General features: G+C 51.3%; 16 protein-coding genes. 2 read left to right on the forward strand and 14 right to left on the reverse strand.

The window, feature by feature from the left end; all coding sequences use genetic code 11:
* Positions 1 to 568: SUMF1/EgtB/PvdO family nonheme iron enzyme (locus Q8O92_11285; protein MDP2983900.1), on the forward strand; the 568-nt coding region annotated here is incomplete at its 5' end.
* Positions 569 to 580: 12 nt separating this feature from the next.
* Positions 581 to 1,900: a FlgD immunoglobulin-like domain containing protein gene (locus tag Q8O92_11290; protein ID MDP2983901.1), complete on the forward strand. Its 1,320-nt coding sequence runs from the start codon at positions 581 to 583 to the stop codon at positions 1,898 to 1,900.
* 119 nt (positions 1,901 to 2,019) lie between these two features.
* Here Q8O92_11290 and Q8O92_11295 read toward each other — a convergent pair whose 3' ends face one another.
* From Q8O92_11295 to rnc, 14 genes are all read right to left on the reverse strand, one after another.
* Entirely contained in the window at positions 2,020 to 2,892 is an 873-nt protein-coding gene (locus Q8O92_11295; GenBank protein MDP2983902.1) for a thiamine pyrophosphate-dependent enzyme, read from the reverse strand.
* The gene (locus Q8O92_11300) at positions 2,882 to 4,630 is read right to left on the reverse strand and encodes a 2-oxoacid:acceptor oxidoreductase subunit alpha (protein MDP2983903.1); all 1,749 of its coding nucleotides are present in this window, start codon (positions 4,628 to 4,630) and stop codon (positions 2,882 to 2,884) included. Before Q8O92_11300 ends, Q8O92_11295 begins: the two co-directional genes overlap by 11 nt.
* A 79-nt stretch (positions 4,631 to 4,709) precedes the next feature.
* Positions 4,710 to 6,230 (reverse strand): WG repeat-containing protein, encoded by a 1,521-nt coding sequence (locus Q8O92_11305; protein ID MDP2983904.1) that lies wholly within the window; start codon positions 6,228 to 6,230, stop codon positions 4,710 to 4,712.
* 196 nt (positions 6,231 to 6,426) lie between these two features.
* Positions 6,427 to 6,972, reverse strand: coding sequence for an LptE family protein (locus Q8O92_11310; protein ID MDP2983905.1), 546 nt, complete (start codon positions 6,970 to 6,972; stop codon positions 6,427 to 6,429).
* Positions 6,972 to 10,283 carry a hypothetical protein gene (locus Q8O92_11315; GenBank protein MDP2983906.1) on the reverse strand — a complete coding sequence of 1,104 codons (3,312 nt, stop codon included), beginning with the start codon at positions 10,281 to 10,283 and terminating at the stop codon, positions 6,972 to 6,974. Before Q8O92_11315 ends, Q8O92_11310 begins: the two co-directional genes overlap by 1 nt.
* Before the next feature lie 440 nt (positions 10,284 to 10,723).
* On the reverse strand, positions 10,724 to 11,707 hold the full coding sequence (locus tag Q8O92_11320; GenBank protein MDP2983907.1) for an ABC transporter ATP-binding protein: 984 nt from the start codon (positions 11,705 to 11,707) through the stop codon (positions 10,724 to 10,726).
* Positions 11,682 to 12,683 (reverse strand): ABC transporter ATP-binding protein, encoded by a 1,002-nt coding sequence (locus tag Q8O92_11325; GenBank protein ID MDP2983908.1) that lies wholly within the window; start codon positions 12,681 to 12,683, stop codon positions 11,682 to 11,684. The genes Q8O92_11320 and Q8O92_11325 overlap by 26 nt, the downstream gene beginning before the upstream one ends.
* A 240-nt stretch (positions 12,684 to 12,923) precedes the next feature.
* On the reverse strand, positions 12,924 to 14,006 hold the full coding sequence (locus Q8O92_11330; GenBank protein MDP2983909.1) for an ABC transporter permease: 1,083 nt from the start codon (positions 14,004 to 14,006) through the stop codon (positions 12,924 to 12,926).
* Positions 13,999 to 14,964 carry an ABC transporter permease gene (locus Q8O92_11335; protein ID MDP2983910.1) on the reverse strand — a complete coding sequence of 322 codons (966 nt, stop codon included), beginning with the start codon at positions 14,962 to 14,964 and terminating at the stop codon, positions 13,999 to 14,001. Before Q8O92_11335 ends, Q8O92_11330 begins: the two co-directional genes overlap by 8 nt.
* Positions 14,965 to 15,099: 135 nt before the next feature.
* Positions 15,100 to 16,866 carry an ABC transporter substrate-binding protein gene (locus Q8O92_11340; GenBank protein MDP2983911.1) on the reverse strand — a complete coding sequence of 589 codons (1,767 nt, stop codon included), beginning with the start codon at positions 16,864 to 16,866 and terminating at the stop codon, positions 15,100 to 15,102.
* A 16-nt stretch (positions 16,867 to 16,882) separates the two neighbouring features.
* Positions 16,883 to 18,268 (reverse strand): glucose-6-phosphate isomerase, encoded by a 1,386-nt coding sequence (locus Q8O92_11345; GenBank protein ID MDP2983912.1) that lies wholly within the window; start codon positions 18,266 to 18,268, stop codon positions 16,883 to 16,885.
* Positions 18,261 to 19,091 carry a lipoate--protein ligase family protein gene (locus tag Q8O92_11350; protein MDP2983913.1) on the reverse strand — a complete coding sequence of 277 codons (831 nt, stop codon included), beginning with the start codon at positions 19,089 to 19,091 and terminating at the stop codon, positions 18,261 to 18,263. The genes Q8O92_11345 and Q8O92_11350 overlap by 8 nt, the downstream gene beginning before the upstream one ends.
* Positions 19,092 to 19,122: 31 nt before the next feature.
* A complete protein-coding gene (locus tag Q8O92_11355; protein ID MDP2983914.1) occupies positions 19,123 to 20,268 on the reverse strand; it encodes an acyl-CoA dehydrogenase family protein in 1,146 nt (381 codons plus the stop codon).
* A gap of 58 nt (positions 20,269 to 20,326) precedes the next feature.
* Positions 20,327 to 21,085 carry a ribonuclease III gene (gene rnc, locus Q8O92_11360; GenBank protein MDP2983915.1) on the reverse strand — a complete coding sequence of 253 codons (759 nt, stop codon included), beginning with the start codon at positions 21,083 to 21,085 and terminating at the stop codon, positions 20,327 to 20,329.
* Between the last annotated feature and the right edge of the window lie 2 nt (positions 21,086 to 21,087).

A 21,087-nucleotide genomic window follows, 5' to 3' on the forward strand; every position in this document is an offset into this window, starting at 1 on the left:
TAGCGGTCAGACTTACATCAGCCTTTCTGATTCAATTGATTCATATAATCAGTGCTGGATAAGATACAGCAATAATACATTCAGTGTTGTTTTGGGATATGAGGACTGGCCGGTGGTATCAGTCACATGGTTCGGCTCAAAGGCATTTGCGGAGTATTACGGATGGGATCTGCCGCGCGAGGCCGAATGGGAGTATGCTTGCCGGAGCGGGCAATCTTATAAATACGGTACGAATGATGGAAAGATCAGCAGTTTTCAGGCAAATTATGATTATTATGGGAGTGTAGGTCCATATCATCCTGTGATAGTGGGGAGTTACCGTTCGAATTCCTTTGGCCTGGGCGATATGAGCGGAAATGTCTGGGAATGGTGCAGCGACTGGTACGGAGTTTATGACACATTGGCTGCTACTGATCCTACAGGCCCGCAAAGCGGGGCTTTAAAGGTGATCCGAGGAGGCGGCTGGTATGGTACAGATTGGGTTTGCCGGTCTACATATCGTTCTCCTTACACTCCGGGGATCGGGAGCCTCATGATAGGGTTCCGGGTGGTCAGCCGTCAGCTTTGAAAGAGGTTTGAAATGAAGAAAAGTCTCATTTTGGTTTTCATAATTTATCTATTCGCGGGAGATGCATTCGCTGACCCATGGACGCCATTTCTAACGAATAATCCCTCTACAGATCATGTAAATGGAATTGCCATCGAAGGCAATACCGTCTGGTGCGCGACAGGCGGTGGGGCTGTTAAATGGAATATTCTGTCAGGAACATATACTGTCTATTCCTTTAGCGATCCTTATGAAAATATTATCGGTTTCGGGCCAGCGGCAATTGACTGGAGCGGAACAAAATGGTTTGGAGCAGGTGGAAGGATTTATGCGTATAATGACACTTCCTGGTTTTCATTCACGGGAGATAATACGGCGCTCCTTAAAAAATGGAATGGACCGATTCGTTCCATAGCTGTAGATTCAGTGAATAAACGTGTTATTTTTTCAGCTTATAAAGGTGTATCAGAACTTTCATGTAACCTTGGTCTACTTTCATATAATAACGGAAAATGGGAGGAGTTGGTCAGTATTGGTGGAAGTACATTTTTCACGGCATTATCATCTATAGCTGTGGATATAGTGAAACCGGGGAACATATGGGGCAGTTGTTATCAGGCCTATTTATATTATTTTGAAAATACTGATCAAGGATACACTGTATCCGCGTTGGGAGGTCATACTCTTTATACGTCATCGGTTGCCGTAGATCGTGATGGTAATATATGGGTGACTGTTCCTGATGCCGGAAGTATTGTATTATACGATCGTTATAAGAATAAGCTCATTACATATTCATCGAGTATAACTGGATCATTTAGGGTTCCAAGCAAAGTTGTAATAGATAATAACTCGGTAAAATGGTTCGGGGCCACCGGATCTTTGATCCGATATGATGATAAATCGTGGTCGGTATACACATATATAATAAAGGCCGAATCAGAATCCATGTCAGCTTTAGCTGTTGATGAACATGGAGATGTGTGGATTGGAAGAAGTTATGATTTTAATGGTTATGGCCTCTGGCGGTTTCATCTCCCACAGACCAGAGTTAATGAAGATTCCGTTCTACCCCAAGTCATAAAAATTATTGGCAATTCTCCAAATCCCTTTAATCCTTCTACGACTATTTCTTTTTTACTTGCTGTCACTGGTAAAACCGAACTCGCTGTCTATTCATCAACCGGCCAGAAAGTCCGCACCCTTATTTCCGGCGATCAAACCGCCGGAACGCATTCCGCAGTATGGGATGGGCAAGATGATTCCGGGAAAGCGGTTTCTTCAGGGGTCTATTTTTCTCGGCTCACAATAGGGAATCAGACCGCGACCGGCAAGATGCTGTTGTTAAGATAGACATCAATGGAATCTGGATACTCCTTTCCCGCAAACTTCACCCTTGCAATCGCTGGCGGATAAGTTCTTTTACCCCCTTCGATAAGGGGGTCGCCGCATAAGCGGCGGGGGGATATTAATCAGACAATTTTCTTTTTCTTTTCTATAAATCCGGCCAGCGCCTCCCGATTCACCATACGCTTCCACAGCGGCTCCGAACTTCTTCGATAGACAGCGAGCTGTTCCTCGAAAGTCTGTTTCCCGGTATTTAGATAGAATACCCCGAGAGGGAGCTTTTCAGTCTCCAGCGCCCGCTGGAAAGCATGAACCCGGTCATGGGGATCATAGGCGCTTTCAAGAGAATACGTATTCGCTTTGAACCATTGAAAGCTATTGATCTTGTTATAGGTGACGCAGGGCTGGAATATATCGACAAGGGCAAAACCTTTGTGAGTAATGGCCTGTTTGATGATTTCCCTGGTCTGCTCCACATCGCCGATAAAGGCCCTCGCCACAAACGATGCATCGAGCGCCACCGCCACGGCGAGCGGATTGAAAGGCTCCAGTATCACACCCTCCACCTGTACCGGGGTTTTGAATCCGGTATGGGTGGTGGGTGAGGCCTGTCCTTTGGTGAGGCCGTACACCATGTTATCATGTACCAGCGCGGTGATGTCCGGATTTCTCCGGATGCAGTGCATGAAATGATTTCCCCCTTCGCCATACATGTCCCCGTCCCCGCTCTCAACGATAACCGTGAGCTCCGGATTTGCCGCCTTGATGGCGGTAGCAGGGGGAAGCGCCCGCCCGTGGAGGCCGTTGAATACATTTGTTTTCACATAGTGGGGAATTTTAGCCGCCTGCCCGATGCCTGAAACCATGACCAGTTTTGAAGGATCGATGTTCAATTCGGCGAGCGCTTTTTTCAGAACGTTACGAATGCCGTAATTCCCGCAGCCCGGGCACCAGGCGATATCGACCTCATAATCCAGTTCGTAATCTTTAGCTTCCATAGGTAAACACCTCCTGCTCCGCCTCGGCTTTCAAAGCTTCGGTAAGATGCTCGACAGAAAAGGGGAGCCCATTATACTGGAGAATCTTTTTGTCGATCGCAATGCCGGTATACTCACGCAGGATTCTGCCAAACTGCGATGTGGCATTATTCTCGATAATAATGGTCCTTTTCGCACCGCTGAAAAAGTTCGGAGTGTCTCTATGCAGCGGATATACCTGTTTGAAATGGAGAAGAGAGATGTCATCCCTTCCCAGCTTTTGAATGGCCTCACGGGCTATATGATAAGTCGATCCCCAGCAAACCACCAGATACTCGCATTCCTGACTTCCGGTCAGCTCCGGCGGAATCGCCTCCTGAACGATCTGATCCATCTTTCTCAAGCGCTTGTTCACCATCGCTGTCCGTACGGCATAGTCTTCAGTGATGTGGCCCCGGATGTCGTGCTCATCGCTGTCCAGGACAACCACACCCTCACCGTAACCGGGAATGCCGCGCGGAGACACGCCAGATTCTGTGATGGCATACCGGGAAAAGTCCTTATCGGTCTTCACAAACTGGTGCTCTATTTTTTGAACTGAGAGGTCAGGAGCCGGGAAATTGTAATAGGTATCGATAATGTACTGGTCCGAGAGTATAAACACCGGAATCTGGTATTTGTCGGCCAGATTGAATGCCCTGCGGGTGAGATCGATACAGTCTTCGATCGTTCCCGGAGCAAAGATCACCCTGGGAAACTCACCGTGACCGGCATGAAGGACAAATTCCAGGTCCCCCTGTTCGGTGCGGGTGGGCAGCCCGGTGGCGGGAGCCGGCCGCTGCCCGACACTGATCACCACAGGGGATTCGAGCATTCCTGCCAGACTCACCCCCTCTGCCATGAGAGCGAACCCTCCGCCCGCTGTACAGACCATCCCCCGCGCTCCGGCATACCAGGCGCCTAAGGCCATATTAATGGCGGCTATCTCGTCTTCAGCCTGTTCGGCGATGACATCGAACTCAAGCGACCGTGCGGCGAGAAAGTTGAGAATGCCGGTGGAGGGTGTCATCGGGTAGGCGGAAATAAAATTGCAGCCTCCCCACAAGGCTCCGAACCCAATTGCCTCCGCCCCGTTCATCACAATGTCATCATTAATTTCGGGATGGGTTTTGATATCCACCCTGAAAATCCCCTCATCGAACAAACGGCGGCCGATTTCATATCCTTTTCCCATAGCGGCGATGTTATTTTTTACCACTGCCTCGCCTTTTCTTCCAAAATATCCTCCGAGAAATTCGTTCGTGATTCCACGGTCGATCCCCAGGATACCGGCGATGATGCCCACAGCAATAACATTGGAATAGATTTCCCCCCCGACTTCTTTTGCCATACTGCTGAAAGGAACATCGAAAATGTTCACTCCGGGGTCATTTCCTTCACCGGCCAGATGCGCTTTTTCTCCGATTATGAGAGTATCGGCGGTAAGACGCCATCGTACATGTTCAAGCGCCTGGAGAGTCAGGGGAAAAAGGATATCGATCCGCTCTACAAATGCTTTCACCGGCGCCGAGGATACCCGTATTTCGGTGGAATTGCTTCCGCCCCTGATCCGTGACATGTATTCCTTGGTTGAAAAAAAGTGGTACCCGGAAATCTTGAGCAGAGTGGTCATGAGAGATTCGACCGTCTGGATTCCCTGCCCTGCTTCTCCGCAGAGAACAATGGAAATCTCACTTTTTTGTGAAATATTTTGTTCCATTTTGCCACCTCGATTTTTTAATATACATGAAGAAGTTTTTATGGTTTCCCGTCTACGACTTTTTCGAGAGCTGTCTGGCTCACTCTTTCTCAGCTTTCAACAGACGGATATAACCCCATTTTTTCACAAGACTTTGCGGTGTAACACTCCTTGCAGCACAGGCTAATCCTTCCTTGAAATCATGAGCGACGGCAAACTGCGGAAGGATCACATAAGCGCCAATTCTGTCGATAAATCCCCATTGGAAATCAAAACATATTCGTCCTGTTGAACGCCGGAACGGGAATGCCTCGGAAAATTTGGGTTTAATCGCAATATGCCCGGAGGCATCGATATAGCCCCAATTCCCGTTGATTTTGACCGGAGCGAGTCCTCCGGAAAAGTATCGGGCATCCTCGAACTGCTGTTCGATGACAATCTTTCCCGCGGTATTGATGAATCCCCAGTAATGAACATCGAAAACCCCGTCTTTCCTAACAGAGTCTACTGCCGCCAAACCTTCCGAAAACCTGCGGGTAGCATCAAACCGTGGTTCCACGACAAGGTTACCCCTGCGGTTGATGAATCCACGTTTATCGCAGACTTCAACTTCGGCGAATCCATTGACAAAAGACCAGACAGCGTCACAGTGGATAGCAGGTTTCACAGCGGTCGATCCCGTTTTGTCGATGAAAAAAAAGTCATCATGATCTTTTACAAGGGCCAATCCATCTGAAAAGGATTCGGCATGTTCGAACCTCTGCTGCGTAAGAAACGACCCTGTTTGTGATATAAAATCGTACTCCTTTTTCACTGCAACGCACGCGAATCCCTCTATAAAATCATGCGCTTCATCGAAAAAATGTGTAACGATTTTCCCTTTTTTCTCGATATATCCGTACTTTTCATTAACCTGCACACGCGCCAGTCCACCTGAAAAAGGGTGTTCGCAACGGTATGGGGTAGAAAATGCCAAGACTCCGCGCTTATAGATATACCCATATTGGAAATCCTCTTTTTCGACACAGGCCAGACCTTCTGAAAACGGATGCGCTCTGATAAACTGAGGTTCGATGACGACAGCGCCTTCTCTGTCCACATATCCGAAAACATGGTCTTTTTCGAAAAGGCCGCGGCCTTCGGAAAAATCGAATGCATCAGTAAAAGTCGGCGGGGCGATCCATTTCCATGAACGTTTTTCTCCTTCGGAAAGCAATTTTAGAAAGTAAATGACCCATCGCGTCATGAGGCCTGTGGCGTATTTCGGGAGGGGACGCGGAATATATCTCGGGCGGCTTCTGACTATCGGACGTTCAAGTTTTTCCAGTGTAAGTGTAAAGAAAATGAAAACTACAAATTGTATCAGCAGCCGGGTCGGTAAACCGTATGCTATTTCGATCCCGATCACCCACAGAATCACGCTGATTACCGATAGAAGTATCCCGTAACTGACCCGGTAATATGTGCCCAGGCAGGTAAAAAGTATGGCGCAGCCAAAAAAAGCTTCTGTCTCAACAATGGCAACCAGAGACGCCAGTGTATCGATCCCGATTGCTGGTCTTCTGAACAAGTCCCCATAAATAGGCCCGAATACCGTGTCGAACGGATTATAACTAATCATGGTGTTTCACACTGTATGTAATTTGATAACGTTAGTAGATGCCGAAACGGTTTCATCGTTCCCGCGAAACGGCAACGGTTTCATCGTTTTCGTGAAGCGGCAACAAGTTCGGTATGACACGTGTCATCTTGAAATCGTAAGGGAAACGGAGGAGAAGTATGAAATACACTTTACCAGGAAGTAAAAAAACTACTTTTTACCATCCCGCTACGGTTTTATCGATTATAAGGGAAGCCAGCATCTGAAGGGCCTGATGCACGGCGTCTTGCCGGGAGGAAGGGTTGGATGCATCGTAGCGCGCCCATCCCTCCAGACGTTTTTCTTCCCAGAGCGCACGGTTTTTTCGGCGGTCGTAAAATTGGACATCGGCGTAAATATGGATTTTGAACTGCCTGGCCTGCTCGCTCTTGGAATAAGTATCAGCTTCATTGATCACCTCGACGATTCTTCCCATCACCACTGCATCGGCCTGGGACTCGTTTACCACTTTCATACTGCCATTACTAATAATGGCATTGGTGACTATGTCGGTAACATCCTCAACAATATTCGGCTCAATCGTATCATTCTGAAAAAGAGGAACCGCCGCCGTTTTGATATATCCGGGCAGAGAACCGGATACGCTGTAGTGGCTGCAACCGGATGAAAAAGTGACATAGACACAAAGTGACAGAGAGACAAAGTAAAAGAAAAAAAACTTTGTAACTTTGCTGCTATGTAACTTTGTAACTTTTCTTTTCATTACATCCTCAATCCGAAATAGTATCTCCGGGCGTCATTCTGATACGGTGACTCGCCCATATCGTTCAGCGGCCATGCAACCTTGAAATACGCCAGGGCATCGAGACGGTAGAACAACACCGTTTTGAGCCGCAGTTCAAAGCCTATGTCGCGCTTGAACGACACATCTTTCAACCGTTTCATGCTCATAGTCCTGAAATTCCACACCGAGCCGACTTCGAAGAAAGCTGAGCCATAGAGACGCTGGATGTGCATGCCGACCATATTTTTCCCGATCTCGCTTCGGAGCGGGAAGACATAACTGAGACGCCCAAGGAAAACTTTTGATCCCCAGAATGCGAAGTACGGATACCCGGAAAGGGTGTACTCGCCTCCCAGATAGTATTTGAGCGGCCAGTCATACCCGTTCCCCTGCCCTTTAAAGGGATCCTTCAGTTGAATATCCCGGTACCCGATCAGCACCAGTGAATCGAAGGCATGGCGGTACCGGGGAAGTTTGTAGTTTCCGTTGAAAAAGAGGGTGTACTCGTTGACATCAATGCTTTTTTTATACGGACGGAGGACATCGAGGGCTTTATCCGGATTGTATGTGGAATAGCTGAAAGCCAGATTGTTGTTGCGGTCTATCCCGATTCCCGACGGGATATACCACGTGGGTTGATTCAAAAGGGAATCCGCATACTCAGAACGCATGTGCTTGAACTGGAACAAGGCGACAGTTCCTTTGGGGGAAATGTCGTTGTCGGCGGCGGGATAATTTCTGGCATAAAAATAACTGATTCCCATCTCGACGCTCCGAAAATATTCCATGTCGCTGAACAGGCGTGTATCCGCCGTCTGCGTTGCCCCGGCGCCTGGCACCTGGGAAGTAATGTTCTTCCCTCCTGCAATGTAAGTGGACATATCCTGGAGAGTCTCCATGCGTCTCAATGCTTCAAAATACTGGCGGAGCGAGAGCTCGAAGGAAAGAAAGTGGCGGGACGCAAGCGGAACCTGGATACCGGTGCGGTATCTGCGGAATTCGTCACGGTATACATCGGCCACTGTGTACCGCTGGGATAGATCATGGATGACATTCTTGTATCCCAGGGAATCAATGTTGGCGACGTAAAAGGTATCCGCAACCGCATCGAGCCTTTCGATGAAGTTGTTTATCACCTCCCGCGAGCCGCCGAGAAAAAGGCTCGGAGAATGGGTGTACCGGCTTGAGGTCACAGGCGCCATTTTTCGTTCATAGTAAAATTCCAGACTATTGTTCAGGGATACATCTTCCTTGAGGTTCTTACCCAGGCTTCCGCTCAGAACAAAGGCATCCTGTCCCAAAAGATCTGAGAGATACACTTGCGCGCCCACATTCACCACATTAAGACCGAACCGGCTTCCGATAAATGATGGGCCGAGCATCACTGTCGGTACAATCGCATTTACCACCCTTTTGTTGCGGAACGGCTCCACAGAGAAATTTTTCTGAAGATCGAAAGGTTTCGGCTGAACCAGGTAATCACGCATTTCAGCAAGCGGGGATATCTCCTCGATGCTTTCCGGAATTTTGAGACGGTAGATGGAGAAATCCCTGGCCTTGAAACCGGCATAGTAAAGCTCTCCCGCCGGTCCCATCGAGGGGCAGAAAGCTCCGCCGTACACATCGGTCACCCGCCTGGCTTTGCCGCTCTCAATATCGAGCGTATAGATGTTGAAAATTCCGCTGGCGTCAGAGGCATATACAATCCCCCTGCCGTCGGGCAGAAACCTCGGATCGCGCTCATCGGACTTTGCGCTGAGCAGAATACGGAAATCAGTCCCTTTGGCAAAGGAGGTGGAATCGGAAAATCCTTTGGTGGAGTCGGCGATATCCCAGCGATACCGGTACGATTTGCTTCCAATATCGATGAGGCCGATATCACGGTCGAGGTCCTGCTTGAAAAGGCCGAAGAGGATTTTAGATCCGTCGGGAGAGAAAGAAGGCGCATAGAATTGTGTCCCGTCGTGGGTCGAAGTCAGAAACTTAAGCCCGGTGCCGTCCGCCGCGATGACCGCGAGGGCGTTGTTGCCGCCTTCATTGCGGACGAACACTATCAGGCTGTCGCCCGGTGAAAATTCCGGGTCGCGGGCGCGCATGTTTTTGGATACCCGCTGCTCGGAATTGTCTCCGAGATCATAAGTGAAAATATCATAGAACCGGGAGCCGGGCGCCGGTCTCTTTACAAAGAGCAGTTTCTGCGAATCGTGAGACCAGGAAAAACGCTGGTCGATGTTTTTCACCAGGATTCGTTTCTTTCCGGTCGTCAGGTCTTTGAGCATGAGATCGGTGATGGAGTAATCCCTGCCACGGTTGGAAAGCCAGGCCAGGTATCTGCCATCCGGTGATACCGCCGGATAGAAGTCGGTAGAGCCTTCATCCGCGATTTTCTCGCCCTCGACAAAGGTGTGATTTTTATAAGGCTGGTAGCGGCTGTTCAGGGATTCCCGCCAGTCTTCATAGACTTTTTGCGGTTTTGCTCCCAGTACTTTTTCCATAACCGGGTCAAAATCCATGATGTTTTTGGTGTTATTGAGCTTTACCACCTTGTCGTAGCCATATTTGTCCTTGAGAAACCGCACCAGGGAATAGCCCTGATTATACACCATCTCGGAGTTCATGCCGTCTTTTCCGGAAAGCACGGTCATTTCATCGAGACTAAGGAGGGAATTTTCATACCATGCGCTCCGGAGGAGCATCTCACGGTGCGTGTCCCAGCGCTCGGCGCCGTACGATTCCGCACCCGCCTGTGCGCTGCCCTCGACAAACCAGAGCGGCTGGGAAAGATGATATAAGGCGAGGGTGATGTCAAAATCAGGGTTCTGGTTGAATTTACCTGCGTTCAGAAGGACAAAGTTAACCGGTCCCTTTGCCGCTTTCTGGAGAGCGATCATGTGGGTCATTTCATGAACGAAAACGTTCCTGAGCCAGTTGGACTGCCCCCGCAGCTCAAAATCCATGGAGGTGGCATAGATGGTGATGGTGTTCTGGAAATACAAAGCATATCCGTTGGCATAGTCCGCTTCATCGGTGACGATACAGGTCACCCGCGGATTGCTGTTGAATGCATGATAGCGGGCCATCAGTTTTTCATAGATATCATCGCAGAATTTGGCAATCTCACCAGCAGTGAAAGCGCATTCATCCTCATACACGATCGTATAGTATTTTGTATCTATCTGATTTACAGCGGCTGCCTGACGGGCGAAGCCGAAGCAAAAGAGAATTATCATGAGGAAAACAACCACAAGATAGAATTTGAAGCCTTTATGCACAAAACCATCTATTTTCATACAATCTCCCGTTGAAACCTGCATGATGCTTAACTCCAATGCGGTTCACTTAAGCGAAAAAAGGACAGGATCATTAACCACGAAACACACGAAAGCCACGAAAAATGATATTATTGAAAAAAAATGTATAACAAATTTCGTGTTTTTCGTGACTTTCGTGGTTCAAAATTTTTTAAATGAACTGTATTGTGCTTAACTCGGATTATTCAAAAAATTATTTTCTTTCTATCAGCCTCAGAACTACAGCCCCCTAAATCCCCCAAATGGGGACTTAAAAGACTGCAAGACAATGCTTAATCGGTTTATTAAAAATAGTTACACTTTCACATTTTCATCCCCGCCACAAAAGTCCCCCTCCGGGGGATTATGGGGCTGCCTTCGGCATCTATCAGCAGGTTACTCAATTATATAACTTTCGTCGAATCCAGGCGGTTGTCTTTTTAGCTTTTCATACACGCCACGAAATGCCCGCTGCCTTTGTCTTTAAAAATCTGTTCCTCTACACTGCATTCAGCGACCGCCTCCGGGCAGCGTGTATGGAACGGGCATCCCGAAGGGACAGCGGCAGGCGAGGGTACATCACCGGCAAGAAAGATGCGTTTCTTGCTCAGCTTCGGGTCCGGTATGGGAACCGCAGACATGAGCGCTTTCGTATACGGATGAAGGGGATTCTCGTAAAGGTCGATGGAATCGGCGATCTCGACTATCCTGCCAAGGTACATCACCGCCACTCGGTTGGAGATATGCCGCACCACGCTCAGATCGTGGGCGATGAAGAGATAGGTCAGGTGCAGCTCCTCCTGAAGATTCTGGAGCAGGTTGATGATCTGCGCCTGGATCGATACATCGAGGGCGCTTACCGGCTCATCGGCGACAATGAACTCCGGCGAAACAGCCAGCGCCCGGGCGATGCCTATCCTTTGACGCTGCCCGCCGGAAAACTCATGGGGATAAAGGTTGGCGTGACGGGGCGCAAGTCCGACCATATCGAGAAGCTGCCCCACCCTCTCCTGTACTCCCCTGCCCCTGGCGAGCCTGTGCACCTTCAGTATCTCGGTAAGCATCGTTCCCACAGTCATCCGTGGATTTAGCGAGCTGAACGGGTCCTGGAAGATTATCTGCATTCTACGGCGCAGGGTGCGCAATTCCCGGCGGCCGACGGAGGTCACCTCCTGTCTGTCGAAATACACCTTCCCCCCGGTAGGCTCGATAAGCCGTAAAATCAGCCTCCCGGTGGTGGTTTTACCGCAACCGCTCTCCCCCACAAGACCGAGGGTCTCCCCTCTCCGTATATCGAAAGAAATGCCGTCCACCGCTTTGACATTTCCTGCCACACGGGAGAACAATCCCTTTTTTATCGGAAAATATTTTCGCAGGCCCTCGGCCCGGAGTATCACTTCATGCTGTCTGGCTGATTCTTCCACTTCGTACCTGATCGCTGTGAAAACAGCGCGCGCTGTGATTGGTTTCAATTTCTTCCAGTGCCGGAAGTTTTTCAAGGCATATTTCGGTCGCCAACGGGCACCTTGGATTGAACGGGCATCCGGGAGGCAGATCGGCTGAATCGGGAACTGTCCCTTTGATGACAGTCAGCCGCCTCTGGATGTCGTCCAGCCGGGGCACCGATTCGATGAGTCCCTGGGTATAGGGGTGGCCGGTTCCTTCAAACACCGCAAGGGTCGGCCCTTCCTCCACGATATGCCCGGCGTACATGACCACCATCCGGTCCGCCGACTCCGCCACCACTCCGAGGTCATGGGTGATTAGGAGAATGGCCATGCCAAGCTCTTCCTGCAGTTTCCAGAGCAGCTCCATGATCTGAGCCTGGATTGTCACATCGAGGGCGGTGGTCGGCTCATCGGCTATAAGCAGGTCGGGATTGCAGGAAAGCGCCATGGCGATCATGGCCCGCTGTCTCATCCCGCCGGAAAGCTGGTGCGGATAATCATCGATTCGGCGCTCCGGGTCGGCGATTCCCACCAGTTTCAGCATTTCAACCGTACGGCTCCGCGCCTCCTTCTTTCCCACATTCTGGTGCAGGCGCACCGCCTCCATGATCTGCGAACCGATGGTGAAAACCGGATTGAGCGAGGTCATCGGCTCCTGGAAAATCATGGCGATTTCGTTGCCCCGCACCCTCCGCATATATGCGTCGGATAGCTCCAGAAGGTCCCGCCCGTTGAAGAGGATGTTTCCCTGCACAACCCTCCCCGGGGGCGACTGCACCAGGCGCAGAATGGAGAGCGCGGTGACACTCTTGCCGCAGCCGCTTTCCCCGACAAGCCCGAGCATTTCCCCTTTGTCGACATAAAAGGAAACATCATTAACCGCTTTGGCGACACCTGTTTCCATAAAAAACCAGGTGCTGAGATTTTTTATCTCGAGTAAATGTTCGGGCATTGAATTCCTTACGGTTATATCATATGATTTGGTAAATATTTTACATTACCCCCTGCATCACTGTAATACCTCACCCGGCCTTTGGCCACCCTCTCCTAGTCAGGAGAGGGTAAAGACTTGGCTCGCCGTGATTTACCCCCTCTCCTGACTAGGAGAGGGGGATAGGGGGTGAGGTTTAAAGAGCTGAGTAGGAGGTAAATTTTCCTTTTTTGCCGCATCTTCAAATTTCAAATTTCATTATTATTTGATCTTCCTCGGATCAAGGGCGTCACGGAGGCCGTCGCCAAGGAAGTTAAACGCCAGTACGGTCAGAAATATGGCATATCCCGGCGCCAGTATCCAGGAAAAAGAAGTCAACACCCGTATGCTCTGGGCCTGTTTGAGCATGTTTCCCCAACTGGCGGTCGGCTCGGCGATGCCTACTCCCAGGAATGACAGCGCCACTTCGCCGAGGATGTATCCGGGAATAGATATGGTCGCCGCCACAATCACAAAAGAGAGCGTATTGGGCAGGATATGCCGCACGATGATACGCAGGTGGCCGAATCCCAGCGCTCGCGCCGCGGTGACATAATCGTTCTCCTTGATGGAAAGCACCATCCCGCGGATGATACGTGACATTCCGGCCCAGCCGATGAATGAGAGAATGACCACCATGATCAGGTACATCTCATCCGATTTAATTGATATGGGAAAAGACGCCCTGAGCGCCAGAATGAGATAGAGCGCCGGAACCGACATGACCAGCTCGGTAAAACGCATGATCACCGTATCGGTAAGGCCCCCGAAATATCCGGAAATCCCTCCGATAAGCATTCCGAAGGTGAAAGACAGGAGTATGCCCACCAGGCCTATGGAAAGCGAGATGCGTCCTCCGAACAGGAGCCTTGTGAAAACATCACGCCCGAATTGATCGGTGCCCATGAGAAATATCCGGCCTTCCCCCTCTACGCCGAAGAGGTGGCGGCTCATCGGAACCAGTCCGAAAAGACGGTACGATTCTCCTCTGGCAAAAAAACGAATCGGATACATCTTGCCAGTATCATCGGCATAACGGGTCCATTTCCGGTCGGCCAGAATCTTCCCATATACGAAGGGCCAGAGATGAAATTTCCCGCCGCCATCGAAAAAGTGAATCCCGGTCGGGGGGCAGTTATACAGGCTGCGGTTCTGGGTCTCCATGCCGTAAGGGGAGAAAAAATCGGCAAAGACCACCAGGGTATAGAACAGGATCAGGAGACTTCCGCCCAGCATGGCGACACGGTTGCGGCGAAGGTGGCGCCAGAACACCGCCCAGGGTGAGTTTGAGAGAGTCCTATTCATACCGTATCCTCGGGTCGGAGAGCGCCAGCATGATATCGGCGGCAAGGTTGCCCAGGATCAGCATGACCGAGGCCATGAGCAGCGCTCCCATGACCAGATAGAGGTCGCGGGCAAAAAGGGCATCCAGGGTAAGCCTGCCCAGACCGGGCCAGCTCATGACCACCTCCACCAGGAATGCACCCGACAGCAGGTCTGCAAGGGTGAATCCGAACAGGGTGATGAGCGGATTGATCGCATTCCGCAGAGCATGCTTGTAGGTCACCACCCGCTCGCTGAGGCCCTTGGCGCGGGCGGTCTGGATATAGTCCTGAAGCAGGGTGTCGAGGAGATTGGCGCGCATCTGGCGCATTCTCCCGGCCATGGATATACTCCCCAGCACGATTGTCGGAAGTATCAGGTGGTGCAGGAGATCGAGAATCTGCTCTCCGTACGACATATATTCGAAGTCTATGGATTTCATTCCGCCCACCGGGAAAAGACCGGTTTTCGCCGCAAAAAGGATCATGAGCAGCGCGAAAAACACTTCCGGGATGGAAAGCCCGATGAACGACACGAACGAAGCCGACCGGTCCACCCAGGTATTCTGACGGACCGCGCTGATTATGCCGAGCGGGATGGACAGCCCCCAGGCGAAGAGCGCCGCGGAAAGGGCGAGGATCAGGGTATTGAGCATTTTTGCTTTGATCAGGGTGAAAACCGCGACCTGGTTGGCAAAGGAGTATCCGAAATCGAGATGGACAGCGTTCCAGAGCCATTTGACGTACTGAATGTGCCAGGGCTGGTCAAGGCCGAATTTCGCCCGCATGGCGGCGATGGTCTCCGCCTTGATCTGGGGATTCTGGGACATGGTAGTGAGGTAGTCGCCCGGCGCCAGACTGATGATCATAAAGCTGAAAAACGTGATCCCCAAAAGGAGAGGTATCATGTGGAGAAAACGCTTGAGTATGTATGTTTTCACAAATTCTGTCCTGTAATGGATGCCGATTCAAGAAGGCATTACAAATGAGCTTATATTAAGATGCCGAAACGAGTTCGGCATGACACGTTATCCTGTTGGTACATGGTGCTGGTCACCCTGAACTTGTTTCAGGGTCTACTTTACCCACGCTTCTTCTATATTCCAGAGGAGCCGGTGTTCCAGAATGGTCGGCGTCATGTTCTGGAACTTATTCCGCACCGCCACGAATACCTGTGGAGTGACCAGGTAAATATACGGCGCTTCATCGGATATGATGTATTGAATCTGGTCAAAATACTCTTTCCTTTTTGCCCTGTCAAGCGTGGTCATCTGCAGGTTCATGAGCTTGTCTATCCGGGCTTCCCATTCGGTGGCAGGTTTCTTCTGATTGGGATACCACTGGTGCATGCGCCCGCTGGAAAGCCAGATATGCGTGCCGCTCGAAGGGTCAGGATCGCCCCCGCCGACTCCGAGCAGGCAGCACTCGTAGGTATACTCATTATCGATTTTCACCACCAGCGTGTTGAACTCGATCGGCGTGAAATTCATTTTCACCCCGATTCTCGACAGGTCGGCCTTGATGATATTCCCCATCAGCTCACGGAGATCGTTCCCCGTGTTGGTTATCATGGTGAATTCCACCGTATGACCTTCCGCATCCTCACGGATGCCGTCGCCGTTACGGTCGATCAGGCCCATTTCATCGAGGTAAGCGCGGGACTTGTCCAGGTTGTAGTCATATCTAACGCAGTCAGGGTCATACCAAACCTTATTGGCGACTGTCTCCGGGCCGTACTGCGGCTGCGCCATTCCGTCGAAAACGGTACGGGAGATGCCGTCGCGGTCTACCGCATGTGCCATGGCCTTACGCCATCTGACATCCTGGAACCACTTCAGCTTGTAGGGCGCCACAAAAGGTTTGCCGTCAGGGGAACTCCCGGGATTCATGTTGAACCAGAAAAACTGCTGTCCCATTCCGGGGCCCAGATTGACTATCCGGTAATCGTACTTTTTGGCGTCGCGGTCGAGAATGGGCACATCGGAAGGTTTGACGCTGTCCAGCATATCAAGGTTTCCGGTCTGGAAGTTGAGCATCATCGTTTCCATGCTCCGCATGCTTACATAGATAATCCGGCCGATGTACGGAAGCCGGTTACCCGCACGGTCGATGCGCCAGTAGCTCGGATTGCGCCGAAGGACGGTTTTGACCCCGGCCTCATATTTCTCAAGGAGATATGGCCCGCAGCAGACGATCTTTTCGGGGGGAGTGGCGACACTGTACGCCGAGTCAAACTTTCCCTTCTCCAAATCCGATTCGAGAACATGTCTGGGGAGAACGGGAACCCCGCCTGCCCAGAGGAGAAAGGGTGCGAAGGAAGAAGGAATGGTCACCTTGAAGGTGAACGAGTCCACCGCGGCGGTCTCGAACGGTTTTCCGTTCACCCGCATGATGTCGTTCAAGCTGTTCTGGACTTTGGGATTATAGACGGCGTCGTAGGTGAATTTCACATCATAGGCGGTAACGGGGACGCCGTCGCTCCAGAGTACTCCCCGGCGCATATGGAAAGTCAGGGAAAGATTGTCCGGGGAGAATTCCCACCTGGAGGCAAGGCCGGGGATAATTTCCTGAGTCACATTGTCCATGCTGACAAGGGAGGCAAACATGCGGCCTATAACATCGCGGCTGGAGCTTTCGGAGGATACGATGGGATTGAAGGTTTTCGGGTCGCCGAGAGCGCCGATAATCACCCTTCCGCCATATCTGCCGGGAGCGCATTTGGAGGTGTCGGCGTCAACGGGAACCGGAGTGGAAACATGGAACCGGGGGCTGTCCTGGGCGCGCTCGAACGCTCCGGAGAGCACCAGCAGATACACAGAAATAATTCCGATGAGAATGAGCAAAAGACTCTTCATTCAGTTATTTTACATACCTTTCGCTGCTCGCAAGTCCGCTCCGTATGTCCCTGGCCTTTTCCTCGTAACCGGGCCTTCCCATGAGCGCAAAAGCCGCTCTCTTCCCTTCTTCTACTCCCGGCTGATCCAAGGGGTCTATATTGTACAGCCCGCCGGAAAATACCGTAGCCATTTCAAGAGCATACATGAACTGCCCCACGGTATGGGGAGTGATCTTCGGGAATGTAATGGTCAGATTGGGACGTTTGTTTTTGGTGAGAGCGTAGACTGTCCCCTGTCGTTCGGCTTCGATCAGCTCGGCCATGGTTCGCCCGCCGAGGTAATCGAGCGAAGAATACCCTTTATAAGCCGGTTTCATAAGTAATTCATGGTCGAAATGCTCGACTCGGATTATCGTGAAAACCTTGTCGAACGGTCCTTCCACATAAAGCTGCACCTGCGAATGCTGGTCGGTCACTCCCAGCGCTTTGATAGGGGTCTGCCCGACAAAGACATCCTTCCCGGCGAGATCCTTTTTCTTGCCGAGGCTTTCCGCCCAGAGTTGACGGTACCAGTCTGCCAGGCTATAAAGCCTTGAGGAATAGGGCATCATGACCGACATCCGCTTCTCTTTCTCAAGGTCGAGGAGGTACAGGTAGAGCGCATACAGGTACGCCGGGTTGTCTATGACCGCCGAGTCTCCCAGACGCCTGTCCATTGCCGCCGCGCCATCGAGAAGCTCCCGCACGTCGATGCCTGCGCAGGCGGCCGGCAAAAGCCCGACCGGTGTGAGCACGGAAAACCTTCCGCCCACTCCTTCCGGCACGGGGAAAGTAAGTATTTTTTCCGTTTCGGCTATTTTCCGGAGGTCGCCTTTATGAGGATCCGTGGTAATGACCACGTGGTCACGCCACGAGTTCCCGACATCTTTCTCCAGGAGCTCTTTCACCAGGAGAAACGTCCCCATGGTTTCGGCAGTGGAGCCGGACTTGGTGATGATGTTGTACAGGGTTTTCCGGGGGTCGCAGACATCGAACATGCCGTTCAGGAAATCCGGATCGATATTGTCGGCGAAAAACATCCTCATGCCGCTTTCGGCGCGCCCCGGAAAGACATTGTGGAAGGGATGGCAAAGCGCCCCCACCAGAGCCTGCGCTCCGAGCGCCGAGCCGCCGATGCCCACGTTGATGAAATTTTCATATCGTCCGGCCACACCTTTTGCATAGTCGATGATTCCTGCATAGGGAAGGTCCATGAAAGGAAGGCGTCCGGATTGACGGCGCCTCAAAATATCGGTGTGAACCGTTCCCGCCTTTTTCTTCAGCGAATTCAAGAGACTGTCGGAAATTCCGTGCTCCCCGACAGCGCTCTCGGTCACATTGGTGAAATCAAAGACAATTTGATTATCCATAGCCCAAAACCCATCCTTTCGAGCTATACCGTTCATGTATGGAAAATCGTGCGTACTCCGTTTCCCGGGGCGACGGCTCCTCCCGCGTTACCTGCCCTCCGGCCGCCCGTGCGAAAGATTCGAACAGGGAGGCTTTCAGAGTACCAGTGTCCACCGGACGGCCCAGTGCGGCATCCAGGTCTATGGATTTCCGCGACAGTACTGTTGCGAAACTTGCAGTATCATGACTTTCTTTCAGATAATCCCCTATCCGTTCATGACCCGGACCGGTAAGAATGGAGCCATGCTGGAGAAACACTTCCCTGAAACGCCGTTGAGCGCTGCCTACCATTTTTCTGCCCCGGCAGGTGATCTCGAAGCGTGACGTGCTGAGAAAGCAGGGTGCGGAAGAAAATACTCTCCTCTCTTCTCCGGATGCAGGATTGCCTCTGCTCCAGTCAACCTCGGCGCCGCAGGAGCGGAGAGCTTCCAGAAGCACCGCGCCGATTGCCCGGTAGGTGGCGCTGAGATTACATCCGAACAGGGGATCATGGATAGGGCCGACCACCGAATAGGCAGCTTCACAGTCGTGGAAAACAGCACGCCCGCCGGTCAGCCGCCGGGTGACAGATATGCCATCTTCTATGCATCGGCCATAGTCGAGGACATCCCCTGCTTTCTGGGAATACCCGATGGTAATTGCCGCGGGATCCCATCCGTAAAGGCGGAATGTGGGAAGAGAATGCCCATTGGCCACCGCCTCGACAATGGCTTCATCCAGCGCCATATTAAAAAAAGCGCTCCCTTTGGCAGTATCCAGAAAGCGCCATGTGATTGCCTTCATACTTTTGCTTTGTGCCTCTGTGCCTTCTCTTTCAGTACTGTTTCAACAGTTCCAGACCGATTATCTGGCGCATGATCTGGTTCGTGCCTTCATATATCTGGGTAATTTTGGCATCCCGCATCATTTTTTCAACCGGATATTCTTTCATGTAGCCGCTTCCGCCCATGAGCTGCACCGCATCGGTGGTCACCTGCATGGCGGTATCGGAGGCGACGAGCTTGCACATGGCGGCAGCGCCGGTAATATCCTTGACTCCGGCGTCGATCATGCGGGCGGTGGCATAAATAATGGCACGGGACATCTCAATTTTTGCAGCCATGTCCGCCAGCATGAACTGCACACCCTGGAACAAGCTGACGGGTTTGCCGAACTGCACCCGCTGTTTTAAAAAAGCAATCGCTTCTTCGAGCGCACCCTGAGCAATCCCCAAGGCCTGCGCGGCGATGCCGGGCCGCGATTTGTCGAACGTCTTCATGGCAACGATGAAACCCAGGCCTTCACGACCGATAAGATTCTCCCTGGGCACCCGGCAATCCTGGAAAACCAGCTCCCGTGTGGCGGAAGCGCGGATTCCCATCTTGTTCTCTTTTTTCCCGAATGAAAAGCCGGGGATGCCTTTTTCGACGATAAACGTGGAAGCCCCCCGCGTCCCCCTGGATTTGTCTGTCATGGTAATTACCGAATATATCTCGGCCTCGCCGCCATTCGTTATCCACTGCTTGGTGCCGTTCAGAATATAATGGTCGCCATCGCGGACAGCGGTTGTTTCGATGCCGCTGGCGTCAGAGCCGGCATTGGCTTCGGTAAGACCGAACGCCGCAAGCTTTTTCCCCGCGGCGATATCGGGGAGGTATTTATGTTTCTGCTCCTCTGTGCCATAAAGCAAAATGGGGTAGGTTCCGAGAGCGGTTGCACCGAATGCGAGCGCAATACCGGCGCAGCCCCGTGAAAGCTCCTCCATGGCAATCGACATTTCAAGGACTCCGCCGCCGAAGCCGCCATACTCTTCCGGAATATACAAGCCGCAAATATCAGCCTGACTGAGAACTTTCATGATATCCCAGGGAAAAGTTCCTTCCTCGTCGTATTTGGCTCTCACCTGTTTGATATGGTTTTCGGTAATATCACGGCAGGCATCGCGAATCATCTTCTGGTCTTCGGTCAACTGATAATCAATCATCGATTCCTCTCACATGCCCGACAGGTGAAGCGCCCGGAACATGAAACTTGTTACTCTACCGTTTCTGTATGCTGGCCAGACCTTCTTTTGCCGCTATCTGCTGGGCGGTTTTCTTGTTTTTACCTTTTCCGATACCAAAAGACTCGCCCCGGACAAAAACTTCCACCGTAAACACCTTGTCGTGATCCGGGCCTTCCTCCGAAATGGTCTGATAGGTTGGATGACCAAGTCTCTCTGCCTGTGTCAACTCTAAAAGGAGGCTTTTATAATTTTTCTGTTCATCCCCGAGCATAACCGACTGATTGCTTAATATGGTCCTATAAATAAAATCCTTGGCCGCCTCCAGACCGCCGTCAAGGTAAATCCCGCCGATAATGGCCTCATAGGTATCGGCCACTATCGATGTCCGTTCACGGCCTCCCGCGCCCTCCTCAGAATTACTGAGGAGGATATACTTTTCCAGTCCGACATCCCGGCCGGCAATGGCGGCGGAAGTTTTACTGACCAATATGCTTTTCAGTTTGGTCAGATCGCCTTCCTGCAAGGAGGGATTTTCCTTGAAAATGTAATGGGAGACGACCATGTTGAGCACAGAATCTCCCAAAAACTCCAACCGTTCGTTGGAAAGATCGATGTTACCGTCCCTGGCCTGCGAATAGGATCTGTGTTTCAGGCTCAGGAAAAGAAGGAACGGGTCTTTGAATTTATACCCCAGAGCATTTTCAACTTTTTCAATATCAAAAGGTGGTTTTTTCCCCTGAAAGGGGCGTAGTGCAAACCGAATTATTTTTCCAAACCACCGTACAGCATTCATAC

Source organism: Candidatus Latescibacter sp. (assembly GCA_030692375.1).
Classification (GTDB): Bacteria; Latescibacterota; Latescibacteria; order Latescibacterales; family Latescibacteraceae; genus JAUYCD01.

What these genes read in the sequence shown, in the direction of transcription:
- Q8O92_11290 (MDP2983901.1), top strand. Translation starts at nt 581, where the DNA reads ATGAAGAAAAGTCTCATTTTGGTTTTCATAATTTATCTATTCGCGGGA.
- Q8O92_11295 (MDP2983902.1), bottom strand. Translation starts at nt 2,892, where the DNA reads ATGGAAGCTAAAGATTACGAACTGGATTATGAGGTCGATATCGCCTGG.
- Q8O92_11300 (MDP2983903.1), bottom strand. Translation starts at nt 4,630, where the DNA reads ATGGAACAAAATATTTCACAAAAAAGTGAGATTTCCATTGTTCTCTGC.
- Q8O92_11305 (MDP2983904.1), bottom strand. Translation starts at nt 6,230, where the DNA reads ATGATTAGTTATAATCCGTTCGACACGGTATTCGGGCCTATTTATGGG.
- Q8O92_11310 (MDP2983905.1), bottom strand. Translation starts at nt 6,972, where the DNA reads ATGAAAAGAAAAGTTACAAAGTTACATAGCAGCAAAGTTACAAAGTTT.
- Q8O92_11315 (MDP2983906.1), bottom strand. Translation starts at nt 10,283, where the DNA reads ATGAAAATAGATGGTTTTGTGCATAAAGGCTTCAAATTCTATCTTGTG.
- Q8O92_11325 (MDP2983908.1), bottom strand. Translation starts at nt 12,683, where the DNA reads ATGCCCGAACATTTACTCGAGATAAAAAATCTCAGCACCTGGTTTTTT.
- Q8O92_11330 (MDP2983909.1), bottom strand. Translation starts at nt 14,006, where the DNA reads ATGAATAGGACTCTCTCAAACTCACCCTGGGCGGTGTTCTGGCGCCAC.
- Q8O92_11345 (MDP2983912.1), bottom strand. Translation starts at nt 18,268, where the DNA reads ATGGATAATCAAATTGTCTTTGATTTCACCAATGTGACCGAGAGCGCT.
- Q8O92_11350 (MDP2983913.1), bottom strand. Translation starts at nt 19,091, where the DNA reads ATGAAGGCAATCACATGGCGCTTTCTGGATACTGCCAAAGGGAGCGCT.
- rnc (MDP2983915.1), bottom strand. Translation starts at nt 21,085, where the DNA reads ATGAATGCTGTACGGTGGTTTGGAAAAATAATTCGGTTTGCACTACGC.